The organism is Shewanella sp. SR43-8 (assembly GCF_014163775.1).
Lineage (GTDB): Bacteria > Pseudomonadota > Gammaproteobacteria > Enterobacterales > Shewanellaceae > Shewanella > Shewanella vesiculosa.
The window spans coordinates 41,324-57,447 of the sequence record NZ_JACJDX010000011.1; the positions used below are offsets into that span (position 1 = coordinate 41,324).

The following is a 16,124-nucleotide window of genomic DNA, read 5'->3' on the forward strand; positions in this document are numbered from 1 at the left end:
TTTATTTAGGGGTTGAGCTGCTTTCGCTAGTCACTTCTGATGACTTAGCTTCTGCGACAGGGGCCGAAGGTTCAGTTGGTTTTGCTGGAGTAACAGGTGATGTGTCTTCAACTTTGTAAGGTCGATTCACAGATGCAGCCGCTTTTTTTAACTGATCAATTGATTCTTGTAGCTCTGGCGATAAACCAGATAAGCCTTTGCTTTCCGCTTTTTTTAAATCAGCATGCAACTGATCAATTTTAAGCTCTTGTTCAAGTTCATCTTTGACAGAGTTAGCCATGCGCTTGAGTGCGCGGATCCAACCCGTTACTGAACGCACTGCAATCGGAAGTCTTTCGGGGCCGAGAACCACTAGCCCCAAAATACCGATCAGCAGCAGCTCCATAAAGCCGATACCGTCAAACATAATAAATTACGCCTGTTTATCTTTAGATTCAGGTTGCTTTTCGTCAGCCTGTTGCGAGGTCGCTGCTGTCTTGTCTTTATCTTCTAATGATTTACTTTCATCTTCTGGTGTCATGGCGTTTTTAAAGCCTTTTACTGCCCCGCCTAAATCACCGCCCAAAGAACGTAATTTTTTAGTTCCAAATAATAGAATGACAATTAACGCTACGATTAGAAGCTGCCAAATACTGATGCCGCCCATGAAGATTATCCTCTTTAAATAAAAAATGGTTTTTGTAAAAAAAATTAATTCAAAATCCACAATACCACCCAATTCTTTAAGTATTATGAACGTCTCATAAATTAGTGCTAGCTAAAATTTACGATTCTTTGGTCTAGATCGCCATCCTACCGCCCAAATTAATATACCAACACTAATACAGGTATACGCTGGCCATAGTGTAGCTATCTGAGTAAATAAAATTGTGCCACAGATCAATAATACAGCAGAAGTGATAAGTAGATAATTACTTTTGTGAGATTTTTGCTGATATTTTAAATACTTATCTAGCATCTGCTGTTGGGTGCCGAGTAATTTACGGCCTAATTTTAAGTTATCATAAATCAGTTCAGGAAATTCGGGGAGTTTATCGGCCCAAAACGGTGCATTGGATTTGACTTTTTTGAACATGGCTTTAGGGCCGACTTGCTCAGACATCCAGTTTTCTAGGAAGGGTTTTGCCGTTTGCCATAAATCTAATTGTGGATATAACTGGCGGCCTAAACCTTCAATATACAGTAAGGTTTTTTCCAATAATACCAGCTGTGGTTGCACCACAATATCAAAGTGGCGAGCTGTTCTAAACAGCTCCAGCAATACATGTCCAAATGAAATTTCATCAAGTGGTTTGTTAAACATGGGTTCGCATACTACTTTTACAGCTTGTTCAAAAGCAATGATATCTGTGTGTTCTGACACCCAGCCAGACTCAATATACAGCTGAGCAATCCGGTGATAGTCGCGATTAAAAAAAGCTAAAAAGTTTTCTGCAAGATAGCGCTTATCCACCTCGGTTAAGGTGCCCATAATGCCGCAGTCTAGGCCTATATAGAATGGGTCGTCTGGATGTTCACGACTAATAAAGATGTTACCCGGGTGCATATCGGCATGGAAAAAATTATCGCGAAATACTTGAGTAAAAAAGAGTTCTACGCCGCGTTCGGCAAGCAGTTTAAAGTTGGTTCCTTGTGCACGTAGCGCTTCGGTATCAGAAACTGGAATACCGTAAATACGTTCCATGACCATTAATCGTTGGTAGCTGTGTTCTTCGTATACAAATGGCACGTACAGCGAATTGGAATCAATAAAATTATTGCGCAGCTTGATGGCGTTAAGTGCTTCGAGTTTAAGGTTTAGCTCGCCCAAAATAGTGGTTTGATAATCTTCAATCACTTCAGCAGGGCGTAAACGATTACCTTCACCTAATATTGCTTCCAGGATATTGGCTGTTTGCGTCATTAACTGGAGATCAGCTAAAATTTGCTGCTCAACATTTGGGCGTAATACTTTAAGCACCACAGCTTTACCGTTAGATTTTAAGGTTGCGGTATGCACTTGTGAAATTGAGGCTGATGCTAATGGGGTATCGTTAAAATCATCAAAGTAGGTCGTGATGGGTGCACCCAGTTCAGCTTCGATTGCTTGGCGTGCTAAAGCGGAATCAAACGGCGGTACTCTGTCTTGCAGCATAGCCAATTGATAAGCCCATTCGTCGTCAAGTAAATCTCGACGAGTCGACAGCATCTGCCCTAGTTTGATGTACACAGGCCCTAAATCTTGCATCGCCATCTTTAAGCGTTCGGCAGGTGATTTATCTTTGTGTTTATTGCGGATCCAAAACAGACTATTACGCAGGATTGAGAAATACCAGGGCTTTTTGTGTCGAGGAATTAGGTCATCTAAGCCAAAATGTAAAATGGTTTTAATGACATGGTAACCACGCCTGATACTTGCAGTTGTCATTGAGTTATGTTTTCTCTTAATTGGGCTATTTTGGCTTCGATACTATCAGTTTGGCTAACGATCTCATCCAGATTATCACGAAAATGTAGCCATTCAATTTTATGCGGTGCCAGACGATATTCTTCAGTGGTTAACTGGCTGATGTGCGAGCGTGTTTTATGGATGACTTGCTTAATATCATGGCTAAATTGTTTGGCGCCAGAGACAATTTTATGTGTCGGAGCATCACCGATATAGCGTGATAATGGCTCGGCAAAATCAACATGAATGTGCTGTAAATAGTGGCTTAATGATTGTAATAATTGAATATCACCTTGCAAGCTGAGCTTATCTTGTTTGATGAGCTCAGTTAAGTTGGCACCTTCGGTAAGCTGATATAAAGTCGATATATCAGCGCGCACAGTTACCGCAACGTCACCTTCATAATGGCTAAGCACTTGAACTTGCTTAGCAAATACTAAGTAAATAGGCCAATTTAACTGGCTTAACTGGATACAAAATACTTTGCCGTGCAATGATTTTTGTCGCGCATAGTCACTTTTAGCCTGTGCTGGCAGTTGGTTAAAAGCGGTTTCTATCGCGGCACAAGTTAGCAAAGCAAAGTGATTAGGCATCATTAGAACTTATAACCTCTGTGCAATGCGACAACGCCGTCTGTCATATTGGTGTAGTCAACTTGCTCAAACCCAGCATCTATCATCATTTGCTTAAGGGTTTCTTGGTCTGGGTGCATACGAATAGATTCAGCTAGGTATTCGTAGCTGTCAGCATCTTTGGTGATTATCGCGCCCATTTTTGGCAATACTTTAAAGCTGTACATGTCGTACACTTTGCGCATTAACTCATGTTTTGGGGTAGAAAATTCCAATACTAAAAGTTTCCCACCCGGTTTTAAGACGCGCTTCATCGAGCGTAATGCGGCATCTTTATCGGTTACATTACGTAAACCAAACGCAATAGTAATGATATCAAAATGGTTATCTGGAAACGGCAGTGCTTCAGCGTTAGCTTGTACATAGCTGACGTTATTGACTATGCCTTTGTCGCGTAATTTAGTGCGACCCACTTTGAGCATAGAATCATTTATATCGGCAAGTACCACTTGGCCACGTTCGCCAACTAAATGAGAGAACTTAGCGGTTAAGTCACCTGTTCCACCGGCTAAATCCAGCACTTTCATACCTGGGCGAGCTGCAGCGACTTCAATAGTGTGACGCTTCCAAAAGCGATGAATACCAAAAGACATTACGTCATTCATAATGTCGTATTTTGCCGCGACGGAATGAAACACATCAGCGACTAAGTCTGCTTTTTTATCGGCTTCGACAGTTTTATATCCAAAATGAGTGTTTTTTGGTTCGCCTTCAGACATCGGTATATTCCTATAATGTGCGATTATTAATAGCAAGTGTATGCCATTGCGAATGATTGCTGAAATGTTGCGGTGTGAGAGTGTGACAACAATCAATTAGTTGTCTTGCTTTACACCTAATATACATTCCACATCAACTTGAACATAGCAATGATCTTCGCGCCAATTAGCCTCAATAAATATCCACTATTAGGGCTAAAAATTTGCACTGCATTAGAGCATAAAATTAGTGTTTAATGAATAGCTGCTACTGATTCTAATTGAGACAAGTTAGTCGTCCCTGAATATATGCATAGATTAGCTCGCTTAGACTTTGGCCTGCATCGCGATATCCCGCATCTATCCCTGCGTGATGACATGCTGGAGCGGCTTCGGCAAAATGAGCATAACGACATGAACAATGCTTAGCGATATAGTGCACATAATGACAGGCATCGAGGAGCGGAATACCGGCAAAGGTAGCCGCGCTGCTAGGCATATTGGCAATTGCATCGACATCAAGCTCTAATGCTACTGGCAGTTGAGTTTGATTTAATGATTTAGCGATCTGTTTTAATGCTGTTTCAAGTGACAGTTCACGCCGGATCCAAATTTGTTGAACACTGTTCCATGTAGCGCCAAACAAACTCAGTTGTTCTAGGGTTTGTTCGCTGTTTTTTAGCTCGTGCAATCCGAGGATATGATAATGGTCGAGGGCGCCATTAGCTGCCGCGTAACTGAACCCATTACCACTATGGCGGCCTTCACGCGGTCTAAAGTCACTGTGAGGATCAAGGTTTACCGCTGCAACGGGTAAGCCTGTAATAGCCTTAGTCGCCATCAATAATCCATAGGCATTGTTGTGGCCGCCGCCAATGACGATAGGTTCTAGCCCGGCTTGCATTACATCAATTATCGCAGTAATAACGATGTCATCTAATTGCGCAGTTGCATCACGTAATTGTTCAATACTCGCGGTTATGGGTAGCGAATGGTCAAGACTAATTTGCCCCAAAATGGCACATTCATTGCCATTAAGAAAGCGATTGGACTGTAAGTTTAACAACTGCTGCATGCTGGCGATAAAGGCATCATCCGCTCCACCCCGGCCTAAATTAGCCCTGGGTCCAACATCTTCTGCAATGGCGATAATGGCAAACTGTGCGCCAGCAGATTTAGCCTGTTGGGCATTTTGTGCTAATGACCATTGTGTCGATGCCAGATAAACTTGCTGACCGAGTTTTGTTTCATTAGGCCGCAAGGTTAATAAGCTATCGCAGTGCTGTTGGGTAAATGCACTAAACATGATGATTCTCCAAATTACCTGAAAGACAAGATTCAGAGTCTTATCATCGTTTTCAATTCGAGTTAAAAATACAATCTAATGACGCTGTCATTGTATGCATTTCTAGACCACGAAACAGGGCCGATGATGGACTCCAAAGGGCCAGTGTTTTTGGCCGACAGCTTGCGTTAACCATTCTAGATGGAGAATAACTAACCCATGAAAATGATTACTTTGTCTAACAACCAAGCTATTTTTGCTGAACTAAGCATATTCAGGTCGCTTAGGTATAGCCATAAAAAAACCAGCATAGCTGGTTTTTAAAGTAATCGTTTGCCAGCTTTTTACAAAGCGAAATCGGCTATGACGTCATTAATCGATATCTAATGGTTCTGGCGATAAAATAACACCGGTGTTATCGGCATAGATATGGTCACCAGGTAAGAAGGTTACGCCACCAAAATTAACTGGAATTTCGATTTCGCCTACTCCGTTACTTTCAGCTCCCACAGGAATTGAAGCAAGTGCCTGAATACCAATATCAAGTTCTTCAAGAGCATCAACATCGCGCACTGAACCGTAAATGAGAATACCTTCCCAGTTATTGGCAACAGCTAGTTCAGCTATTCTGGCATCAAGCAGAGCGCGTCTTAATGAGCCACCGCCATCTACAAGTAATACTTTACCTTCACCGTCTTCTTCTAAGGCTTCTGCAATCAGACCATTATCTTCAAAACACTTAATTGTACTGATTGAGCCACCGAAGGAGCTGCAACCACCGTAGTTACTGAACATTGGTTCAACGACATCGACTACATCTATATACATGTCGCAAAGTTCTGAGGTGTTGTATTCCATATTTAACTCCTGTTGGACAGCAAAGGTAAAATGCTGGGTAAAGCAAAGTTAAATGAATTATATGAGCTTTTTATGAAAATAAAAGCCTTATCAATCACCGGATTGTTATAAATCAACTTATGGTGTTACATATGCCTAAATATGCCATTGACCTAAATATAGAACAGGGATCAGATTTGGAAGTAATTTTCTTTCAAATTGAATGTATTAGTTGATATATGTTGATTTAGGTCATCCTAATACGTTTTTTAATTACATTTTTACTCAGCAGTTTGTTAGCATATTGGTAGATTAATTAATGTTAGTTTACAAAATAATGCTAGCTTTAGGGGCATGGAATCCTCGTTACGCTTACGGAAGGCAGAGAGCCTGATACAGAGGTTCTTATGGAAAATATCAATATTATTGAAATCTTAGGGTATGTTGCATCAGTTATGGTTGCCATTTCTCTGATGATGAAAGACATCATTTTACTAAGATGGTTAAATTTTACCGGTTGTGCTTTTTTTGTTGCTTATGGATATGCAATTGAAGCGTGGCCAGTGGCGGGCATGAATGCCTTTGTTGCATGTATTAATATTTATCACTTAGTGAAGATTTATCGTAATAAAGGTCAGCAGGCGCAAACGGCATAACGTTTGTCAAAGTAGGTTGACTCCACTTACGCTAAGCTTCTAAAAAATACCCCCGCATACTTGTATGCGGGGGTATTTTTATGGGAATTAATCATCTGCTATTGATTGTATTAGTTAGCTGCATAGTCCAACACACTTTGACGACGCTCATCTTGACTAGCGATGATCTAACATATCCCAGCAGACAGTTGATTCATTTCAGCTGTCACAAAACCTTAGGCTAACTGTCACCTCGCGTTCATTCCCTCACTCTATTATTCAGACTGTTAACAAATACATAACTTTAGTCAGACTAATATTAGCGCAATAATATTGCTGACGTTTGGCATGGAGGCAAACATGAAGATGAGTATCAGTCAGTTAGATAAATATTGTTTTTATTGGATTGTACAATTTAGCCGAGATAACGGCTTAAATGTGGCGGCTAAGCGTGTGTCAGCAACAGGAGATGGACATTATTATGCGTATCTATCTGTCGCATTATTATTTCTTCATCCAAATGGGCAGCATTTTTTTAATTTGGCACTTGGCAGTTTTGTCGTTGAATTTCCGTTGTATTTATTGTTGAAAAATACTATTCGACGTCATCGTCCATGTCATGCATTAGCCGGTTTTACGTCAAGTTATGAGCCTTCAGACAAATTTAGTTTACCTTCAGGGCATACCGCAGGTGCATTTTTGTTTGCTAGTGTCATCAATGTGGTTTTTCCTGCCTTGGCCCCAGTAGCCTTTGCCTGGGCGTGCTTTGTCGGCATTTCACGTATCTCTCTTGGAGTGCACTACCCTATGGATATTATTGCTGGAGCAGGGTTAGGGATCGCAAGCGTATTATTTGTTGAACAATTCATATTATAGCGACATATATGGTAATCCTTCATAGTGCCACAGCGTATGTGGTAACCAGTGTAGCGTCTTGCAATCTTAATTAATAAGCCGTCAAGGAAAGTGAGCTAACATGAAAATTTTGTACGGAGTTCAAGGCACTGGGAATGGCCATATTAGTCGTGCTCGTGTGATGTCTAAAGCGCTTAAGCAACAGAATATTGATGTTGATTTTTTATTCTCTGGTCGCGCACCCCAACATTATTTCGATATGCAATGCTTTGGCGATTATCAGACTCGAAGTGGTATGACATTCGTGACTGAAAGTGGCCGTGTTAATACTGCAAAAACGGTCATGTCCAATATGAAAACCTCAATCTTATCTGAGATAAAACAGTTAGATTTATCAGGTTATGATTTAGTGTTGAATGATTTTGAACCCGTGAGTGCCTGGGCTGCAAAGCAACAAAATGTTCCATCAATTGCCATTAGTCATCAGGCGGCATTACAATATCCAGTGCCTAAACAGGGTAATAGCTGGTTTAATGAGTATTTACTGAAACATTTTGCTCCAGTGGATATTGCTTTAGGCTGTCACTGGCATCACTTTGGCTTTCCTATTTTACCTCCTTTTGTTGAGGTCTCACCCAATGGCGGCGATCATAGTCATCAAATTCTGGTGTATTTACCGTTTGAGGATGCCGATAGCGTCGCTGAATTTTTAGCACCCTTTGATCAATACCACTTTTTTGTTTATCACAGTACACAACCTTTGAAACCGTTGTCGGATCACATTCATTGGCATGGCTTTGATCGCGATGGTTTTAAGCAGCACATGGCGCAGTGCGGTGGCGTTATGGGTAATGCTGGTTTTGAGTTAGCCAGTGAAGCGATGACATTAGGTAAGAAATTATTAGTTAAACCTCTACAGGGACAGTATGAGCAATCAGCCAATGTTGCAGCGTTACAATTACTCGCCGCCGCAGATAGTATGCAAACGTTAGATCCTGTGGTGCTGAAACGCTGGTTGAAAAGTCCATCACCTAAGCCTATCGCGTATCCGCAAATAGGAGATGCATTGGCTAAGTGGATAAAAATGGGGGATTGGCAGCAACCGCAAGAGTTATGTCAACAATTATGGTCACAAGTTGAGATACCTGAAAACTGGCGTAAGCGTCAATAATATTGGCAGTAATATAAACTTGTTATAGTAAAATTCCCACGGCATTTAAAAGTGCGTAAACGTCGCACTTTTAAGCAACCGTTCCACTTAAGGAAGGCGTTGGTATAGTAGTTCTATTAGCTCATCTTCTAATTCGAAACGTGACTCCATTGCTTGTGCCAAATGGGATAAATCGTTGTCGAGTTGATACAATACTTGCTCGTCTACCGCATCGGTATATTTATCATTAAAGTCTAATGCGATGTCAGTGCTTTCACTTATCATTGGCAATAAGCCGTTAGCGGTTTCTATACTGGCTTCACCAAACTTTTCACAGGCTTTAACAACATTGTTGTACACCTCAAAGTGGCCTTCCGAAACATAATCAACTAATTGAGCGCAAAACTGTTTTACTTGATCCATGCTAGGAAGTGATTTTTCGCTACGAGAATAGGGTGCTAAACCTGCAACGATAAAATATTGGATCAATAATTTACGGCGATGATTAATCCATTGGTCGATCAAATTATGAGAACCACCCCAGCGTTTCTCTGCTTTTTCTAATTTAGTTAGCATGTTTTCTCTCTAATTAGCCGTTTTTCTATAACAACTAATGTATTGGACAAAGTATATAACGATCAACTGTTTTATTTTATTTGCCTAGGAATAAGCCATTTTTGTGCAAAAGACATCAGATATTAAAACCACACTCATAAAAAACCCCGTGATGGGCATGCCATCACGGGGTAACTAAGTTTTCAAAGGCTCGATGTGTCGGGCTTCTTGATTGTTCTTGCTAGCGCACACTTTTTATACCAAACCCGATAACTCGACGCAACTTTTAATCCGATAAATTGCGATTTACACATCAGAGTTGTGCGTTTTGTGAGCACAAGGGCGGTTGTGCTAATAAAATCGCCAATAGATTTAGGATTAGCTCACATAAATTCGGCATCAGTGGTTACATTAATCGCGTAAGTGCTAAACTAACGCCCAGCAGAAATCATAACAGTCTAGGAACAAAGTCCACATGGCAGAATTAAAAAATGATCGTTATTTACGTGCGTTGCTAAAGCAGCCAGTCGATGTCACTCCAGTTTGGATGATGCGTCAAGCAGGCCGCTATTTACCTGAGTACAAAGAAGTTCGTGCCCAGGCTGGTGACTTTATGTCGTTATGTCGTAATGCGGAACTCGCTTGTGAAGTGACATTACAGCCATTACGTCGTTATGATTTAGATGCTGCGATTTTATTCTCAGATATCCTGACTGTGCCAGATGCAATGGGCCTAGGCTTGTACTTTGAAGCGGGTGAAGGTCCTCGTTTTGAGCGTCCAACTGACACAATTGATGCCATTAAAAAATTATCTATTCCTGATCCAGAAGACGAGCTAGGTTATGTAATGCGTGCTGTGAGCACCATTCGCCGTGAATTAAATGGTTCAGTGCCATTAATCGGTTTCTCTGGTTCACCTTGGACTTTAGCCACTTATATGGTTGAAGGTGGTTCAAGCAAAACCTTCGAAAAAATTAAGCGCATGGCCTATGCAGAACCTGCTGCATTGCACATGTTATTAGACAAGTTAGCAGACTCAGTAGTGTTATATCTTAATGCTCAGGTGGCTAATGGCGCACAATCGTTAATGATATTCGACTCGTGGGGCGGTGCATTATCGCATCACGCTTACCGTGAGTTCTCATTACGTTACATGCAAAAAATTGTTGATGGTTTAACCCGTTTTGCTGACGGCCGTAAAGTGCCTGTTACCTTGTTCACTAAGGGCGGCGGATTATGGTTAGAGTCTATGGCTGAAACCGGTTGTGATGCATTAGGTTTAGATTGGACTGTTGATATTGGTGATGCTCGTCGCCGCGTAGGTCATAAAGTGGCTTTACAAGGCAACATGGACCCATCAATGTTGTATGCTACGCCAGAGCGTATTCATCAAGAAGTTGATCAAATTCTAGCAAGTTACGGTGAAGGTACTGGCCATGTATTTAACTTAGGCCATGGCATTCATCAACATGTTGATCCTGAACATGCAGGTGCATTTATCAATTCTGTGCATGAGTTGTCTGGTAAATACCACAAGTAATTTAGTGGTACTGACTAACAAAAAAGCGAATCTTCGGATTCGCTTTTTTGTTGCTCGTTTTTTGTTTTTTAAATTTGAGCGGTTAATTTTTCTATTTTACGTCTTTCCGGTAATGCTTGTGAGCCGGAATCCAACTGTTTTTAATTATTTATGCTTTATTATATAGGTTTTATGGCCTACGGCCACTAACGTCGTGGCGCTTCACCCACACCAGACCAAGAGGAAACCAACGGCTGTTCCCTCTTGGATCTCCCTGCCGCCCCGCAACATTTTCGCTATTTACAAAACAAGAGCTGCGAAAAGTCGCCATGGGGATTGAGCCAGCTTTTGGCTTCATCTTTAACCGTCTTCGGCCTTATTCGAAAATGCTAACGCTTCCGATGGTACATCCTGTACCTTGAAAGCTAGCCAGACATCCATGTCTGGACTCACGCTATTTTCTTCAACAGCCTCAATGTATTGAATCCCGAAAGTGATAGAGCAAGAAACATAATGAAACTACAGTCTAGTAACGACCGTAATCGTAAATGAAAATTTATAAAATATTGAAATATATAATTAGAACAAAAAACTAGCTTTATTTGGGTATAAAAACGTAACGAAAAAATAAAGTGCATATAGCATCTTAAGTTAGAAAAGCATTACTGAATAATTTGAATTCGATATTTACCATACTGAACAAATAATTTTTGCATCGTAGAAATAACTCAAACGTATAAAGTTAATTAACAAAATAGTAAACGAATCTATTAATAGGAGTATTTTAAAATGGATGTAAAAGAGTTCGTGGCTGAAATATTGAAACAAGTTAGTGAAGCGGTTCAAGAGAATAAAACTACTTATAAAAAGTCCAAGTCTTTGGGAGCATAGACAAGTTACAGTCCATCAATATGTTCAGACATGATGATGGTTTTGTTACACACGTAGACTTTGACATCGCAGTAACAGAATCGACATCAAAAGATGGAGGAGCAAAATTAAGTATTGCGGGCGTAGGAAAAATAGGTGGAGATTTAAAACAAGGTACGGAAACAGTTAGTAGAGTGAAGTTTCGTGTGCCACTACAGCTGAAATAGTTAATCCGAATTAGGATTATTAGGATTGAGTGCTTACACCACAGTACAAACTCGTTGATTTCGAATTGTTTGTCTGTGTTTTGTTTATCTCTTACCTAGCATAAGCCATAAGGCTAAATCGCAGGTGTAGATGAGTCAGAGAGTATCCAAAACAGGGATGTTTTGGTTAAGCCCACATGGATGTGCTTGTGGCGTCTCGCTGAATTATCTGCACGATAGCCTGCTGCAGGCAATTAGTTAAAGTAAAGCTCAACGGTAGGTACAACTTGGTCAGTACCATTGAGGCCATGAATTAAATTGCTGATCATTTGCGATTCAAAAATGAGATTAACCCTGCGTAACCAAGCTCTATCTTAAATTCACTGCCTACACTCGGTTGGCTGTCTATTCCAATTATATTTCAATAAGCCTAATGACTGTCTGATGATGGTATCCAGACGCCGAGTTGTGGCATGCTTTGATTAGCGTTAAACGACAATGTGATTATCGCCAATTGTTTAAGAGCATCAAGGGTATACCTGCGGCAGAGTCGCGCACGAACAAGTATTTTTGACCATTGTGGAGTGCATTGATGATTTGACTTTGGCATCCGGCGGGAGTGTAACGCAGGGCATGATCGGCCAGTTTGTGAGCCTATTTTGCCATTTTCAAGAGAGGTAAACTCTAAAACTTTGTCTGTAGATGTTTGTTGGCCAATGTTTAAGCTGTCATGGATTTGGATGATCTAGTATAGGATCATAATCAAAGTTCTTTATTTAATTGCGACCCGTATGAATAAGGAGTCTCAACTAATTTTTGCCAATTTATTACAAAGGCTTAACATCGTAGCCGCTAATATAGGCGTGTGCTAAAGTGTGTTAACACTCACAATAATAAAATGAATATGATTAGAGAGCTTACTGCCACTGACTTTGACGCGGTGATCAACTTAGGTGAAATCGTCCACGGAAGTGGCTATATGGATTTGGCTGAACTAACAGCTATTTACCATAAAGGGATAAAAAAGGGCATTAATGCCAATTTTGTCGCACTTGAAAATGAACAACTTATTGGCTTTCGGTTAACGTATGCCGCAGGACAATGGCCGCAAGATCAATGGTGCACTGTTGATCGATGGGGCGTTGATTTTAATGATGTGTGTTATTTCAAATCAAACACCATTGCTGAATCTGGTCGCGGTCAAGGGCTTGGTGGTAAGTTGTTAGCAGCCTCTAAAGCGGCAGTCATGGCACAAGGCGCTAAGGCGGGAGTGAGTCATTTATGGCAGCAAAGCCCTAATAATGCTGCGGTGCGTTATTTTACCAAGGCAGGTGGTAAGCTGATCAAGCAACATCCTCAGCGCTGGCATCAACGTTATATGGGCGAAGATTATATTTGCGTATTATGTGGTGAAGATTGTCACTGCGTTGCCTGCGAAATGTTGCTGTTATTTTAATGTCTATTGTCTAAATCAATAATAAAAAAAGAAAACTAATATGTACGATCCGCTGATTAATTCTCACCCCAATAAGCAAAAGTTCGCCTCCAGTTATTGGGCAAGCACCCAAGCATTACCCGAGCCAACGGCACCATTATTGGGCCGCCAAAAAACTGATGTCGCCATTGTCGGGGGCGGCTATACCGGCTTATTAACGGCGTATTATTTAGCAACCGAATTCAATATTGATTGCCATGTACTTGAGGCCAACCAAGTCGGTTTTGGTGCCAGTGCCCGCAATGCTGGTTTTGTATTAAAAGGCTCGGGTCGTTTAGGTTATGCGGCAATGACTCAGCGTTGGGACTTAGCGACGACTAAGGGGATATATGATGAGTTTACTCAAGCAGTGGCTAGAGTTGATGGTCTGATAAAACAGCACAGTATTGCTTGTGAACCCCAAGAGGCGGGATACTTAAAAGTAGCGCATAATCCCAAGGCGCTAGTGTCGCTGCAAAATGCCGCCAATTATATTCAACAAAACCTAGCAAGTAACCAAGATTCAGGCGCTGAATTTATTTCAAGCCAAGACTTTCGGACGCAGTATTTAGATCATCATCAAGCTTTTGGTGCGCTTCGCCTAAAAGACGGTTTTGGGGTCAATCCGTTAAAGTTACTGCTCGGTTATAAAGCGATGGTGCAAGCTCAAGGGGTGACGATTTCTGAACAGTCGTGCGTGTTAGATTGGATTGAAGAGGGCGGTAAACATCGTCTGATCACCGACAGTGGGGAACTGGTTGCCAATAAAGTGATCATGGCTGGCAATGCTTATACACCTAAACGGTTTAATCACCGCGTAGACGATAAGTTTTTACCAATACTAAGCAATGTTATTGTGACCCAGCCGCTTACCGCTCAAGAGCTTACAGAAGCGGGTTTACATACTCATCAAGTGACCATGGATACCCGAATTTTAAAATACTATTACCGATTATTACCCGACAACCGTTTATTGTTTGGTGGCCGAGGCGCGGTGTGGGGTAAAGATGCTGCTAACCCTGTTTACGGCGAGCGTTTAAAAATGGCGTTAAATAAGTGCTTTCCAAGCTTAACTAATAAAACTATTGCCTATAATTGGACCGGGTGGATTGCTGCCGCAATGGATGATATGCCTCATGTGTACAGCAAAGGTGGTGTGGGGTATAGCCTAGGATATTGCGGTGCTGGAGTGTCTTTTAGTAGCCAAGCTGCGTATCGCTTAGCGCAAAGTATTGCCGGTGAAGCTTTGCCTAATCTACCCTTGTATCAGCAACCACTGCCGAGATTCCCCTTTACCCAAGCAAGGCGGCTTGGGCAATGGGGTTATTATCATTATGGCTGGTTAAAAGATCGCTTTGGTTAACCGACCACTTCACCTGTGCTGATTTTAGTTTCGTCTAATGGCTCGATTTTAAAATTAAAATAAGCATAAGAAGCGCTCACCAATGGGCAAACTAGGTTAAAAAAGGCGTAGGGTAGGTAAGCGATAGTTGCAACACCTAAGGTACTTGCCATAAATGCGCCACAGGTATTCCAAGGTACTAGTGGGCTGGTTACTGTTGCTGCATCTTCTAGTGTGCGGCTTAAATTAACTGCGGCTAATTTACGGCGAGTGTACTCTACTTTTAACATTCTGCCCGGCAGTACGATGGCAATGTATTGGTCTGCAGTAATGATGTTAGCGCCAATACACACTCCCAGAGTGGTAATGATCAAACTGGTGGTACCGCTTACTACAGTAAGAATGCTTTCTAAAATGCGGCTTAATAATCCGGTCACTTCCATCACGCCACCAAAGGCCATCGCACACAGTATGAGCCATACTGTCGTTACCATACTGCTCATGCCGCCGCGACTTAATAAGCTGTCTAATACCGCATCACCAGTGTTAGCAACATAGCCGTCAAACATGGCTATCCAGATACCTTTCACAAGAGCGACAATGGGCATCAAGGTGTCATCGTGTACAAAGGCTATCACGTTATCAAACTGAAATAGCGCTGCACATACCGCGCCTGCCAAGGTGCCTAATATGACCGTTGGAAATGCTGGCATTTTTCGGTTCGCTAAATATAACACCACTAATAATGGTATTAATAAATGCATTCCCGGATGATAAGTTTGATCCAGTAATGCCAGAGTATCGGTCAGTTGGTTTTCAATTGGTGCGGCATCTGCGGTCAGGCCTAAAAAGGTAAAACCAATAAGTGCAATGATAATGCTGGGTACAGTGGTCCACGTCATGTGGCGAATGTGGCTAAAAATATCTGTACCCGCAACGGCTGGAGCAAGGTTGGTGGTGTCTGACATTGGCGACATTTTGTCACCAAAATAAGCGCCACTGATAATAGCGCCAGCAGTGATATTAACATCTAATCCCATCGCTGAAGAAATTCCCACCAAGGCAATACCAAGCGTACCGGCTACTGTCCAAGAGCTACCAATACTCAGCGCGACTACTGCACACAGTAAGCAACAGGCGGTGTAAAAATAATCAGGGTTAAGGATTTGCATACCGTAATAAATCATCGTCGGTACTGTACCAGCGAGAATCCAGGTACCAATCAGTGACCCCACGCTGAATAAAATCAGCAATGCGCCTGTGGCTACGCCAATACTTTTTACAATACCGCGCTCCATTTGATTCCAGCTATAACCATTTTTATAACCGATAATCATCGCAATACACGCCGCCAGTACTAGGGCAATTTGGTTAGCGCCAGAGGAACTGTCTGATGAAAAAAGATACACTGCCGCCGCGAGCATAATAATTAGCGCAAAAACGGGGATAAGAGCATCGAATAAAGTAGGTTTTTTGTGCTCGGATGGAGATGGGTTTTGTGGCGCCGATTGAGACATAGTACTTCCCTTGTTGTTATTATTTTTGACCAATATCTCATTCGTGTGAGTTGGCTAAGTGTTATCGTAATAGGTTGGTAACTTATTCGTAACAGGTCCACATCCTGACATAAAAATACCT

The 16,124-nt window shown here is 41.6% G+C and carries 15 protein-coding genes; 6 read left to right on the forward strand and 9 right to left on the reverse strand.

Annotated features, from left to right (window positions below; translation table 11 throughout):
• Position 1 precedes the first annotated feature (1 nt).
• The 7 genes from tatB to rraA all read right to left on the reverse strand — a co-directional run bounded on the left by tatB (position 2) and on the right by rraA (position 5,901).
• Entirely contained in the window at positions 2–406 is a 405-nt protein-coding gene (gene tatB / locus H5114_RS15000; protein ID WP_124017257.1) for a Sec-independent protein translocase protein TatB, read from the reverse strand.
• A gap of 6 nt (positions 407–412) precedes the next feature.
• Entirely contained in the window at positions 413–646 is a 234-nt protein-coding gene (gene tatA, locus H5114_RS15005) for a Sec-independent protein translocase subunit TatA (protein WP_124017258.1), read from the reverse strand.
• Between the two features lie 111 nt (positions 647–757).
• Positions 758–2,407, reverse strand: coding sequence for a ubiquinone biosynthesis regulatory protein kinase UbiB (gene ubiB, locus H5114_RS15010; RefSeq protein WP_182723349.1), 1,650 nt, complete (start codon positions 2,405–2,407; stop codon positions 758–760).
• Positions 2,404–3,024 carry an SCP2 domain-containing protein gene (locus H5114_RS15015; protein ID WP_182723350.1) on the reverse strand — a complete coding sequence of 207 codons (621 nt, stop codon included), beginning with the start codon at positions 3,022–3,024 and terminating at the stop codon, positions 2,404–2,406. The genes ubiB and H5114_RS15015 overlap by 4 nt, the downstream gene beginning before the upstream one ends.
• The gene (ubiE, locus tag H5114_RS15020) at positions 3,024–3,779 is read right to left on the reverse strand and encodes a bifunctional demethylmenaquinone methyltransferase/2-methoxy-6-polyprenyl-1,4-benzoquinol methylase UbiE (RefSeq protein ID WP_124017261.1); all 756 of its coding nucleotides are present in this window, start codon (positions 3,777–3,779) and stop codon (positions 3,024–3,026) included. The genes H5114_RS15015 and ubiE overlap by 1 nt, the downstream gene beginning before the upstream one ends.
• Before the next feature lie 256 nt (positions 3,780–4,035).
• Positions 4,036–5,070 carry a formimidoylglutamase gene (locus tag H5114_RS15025; protein ID WP_404948360.1) on the reverse strand — a complete coding sequence of 345 codons (1,035 nt, stop codon included), beginning with the start codon at positions 5,068–5,070 and terminating at the stop codon, positions 4,036–4,038.
• A 345-nt stretch (positions 5,071–5,415) separates the two neighbouring features.
• Entirely contained in the window at positions 5,416–5,901 is a 486-nt protein-coding gene (rraA, locus tag H5114_RS15030; protein ID WP_124017263.1) for a ribonuclease E activity regulator RraA, read from the reverse strand.
• A gap of 386 nt (positions 5,902–6,287) precedes the next feature.
• Here rraA and H5114_RS15035 point away from each other — a divergent pair, with 386 nt between their 5' ends.
• From H5114_RS15035 to H5114_RS15045, 3 genes are all read left to right on the forward strand, one after another.
• Entirely contained in the window at positions 6,288–6,536 is a 249-nt protein-coding gene (locus tag H5114_RS15035) for a YgjV family protein (RefSeq protein WP_124017264.1), read from the forward strand.
• A gap of 339 nt (positions 6,537–6,875) precedes the next feature.
• Entirely contained in the window at positions 6,876–7,391 is a 516-nt protein-coding gene (locus tag H5114_RS15040) for a phosphatase PAP2 family protein (protein ID WP_182723352.1), read from the forward strand.
• 100 nt (positions 7,392–7,491) lie between these two features.
• Complete coding sequence (locus H5114_RS15045; protein ID WP_182723353.1) at positions 7,492–8,541, forward strand: MJ1255/VC2487 family glycosyltransferase; 1,050 nt, start codon at positions 7,492–7,494, stop codon at positions 8,539–8,541.
• 87 nt (positions 8,542–8,628) lie between these two features.
• On the opposite strand, the gene rsd is transcribed toward H5114_RS15045, so the two are convergent.
• Positions 8,629–9,096 carry a sigma D regulator gene (gene rsd / locus H5114_RS15050; protein WP_124017266.1) on the reverse strand — a complete coding sequence of 156 codons (468 nt, stop codon included), beginning with the start codon at positions 9,094–9,096 and terminating at the stop codon, positions 8,629–8,631.
• A 454-nt stretch (positions 9,097–9,550) separates the two neighbouring features.
• On the opposite strand from rsd, the gene hemE reads away from it, so the two are divergent.
• From hemE to H5114_RS15065, 3 genes are all read left to right on the forward strand, one after another.
• Entirely contained in the window at positions 9,551–10,615 is a 1,065-nt protein-coding gene (hemE, locus tag H5114_RS15055; RefSeq protein WP_182698426.1) for a uroporphyrinogen decarboxylase, read from the forward strand.
• Positions 10,616–12,574: 1,959 nt separating this feature from the next.
• On the forward strand, positions 12,575–13,126 hold the full coding sequence (locus H5114_RS15060; RefSeq protein WP_404948357.1) for a GNAT family N-acetyltransferase: 552 nt from the start codon (positions 12,575–12,577) through the stop codon (positions 13,124–13,126).
• A gap of 40 nt (positions 13,127–13,166) precedes the next feature.
• The gene (locus H5114_RS15065) at positions 13,167–14,507 is read left to right on the forward strand and encodes an FAD-binding oxidoreductase (protein WP_182723355.1); all 1,341 of its coding nucleotides are present in this window, start codon (positions 13,167–13,169) and stop codon (positions 14,505–14,507) included.
• On the opposite strand, the gene nhaC is transcribed toward H5114_RS15065, so the two are convergent.
• Positions 14,504–16,003 (reverse strand): Na+/H+ antiporter NhaC, encoded by a 1,500-nt coding sequence (gene nhaC / locus H5114_RS15070; RefSeq protein WP_182723356.1) that lies wholly within the window; start codon positions 16,001–16,003, stop codon positions 14,504–14,506. The genes H5114_RS15065 and nhaC overlap by 4 nt on opposite strands.
• Positions 16,004–16,124: the final 121 nt, after the last annotated feature.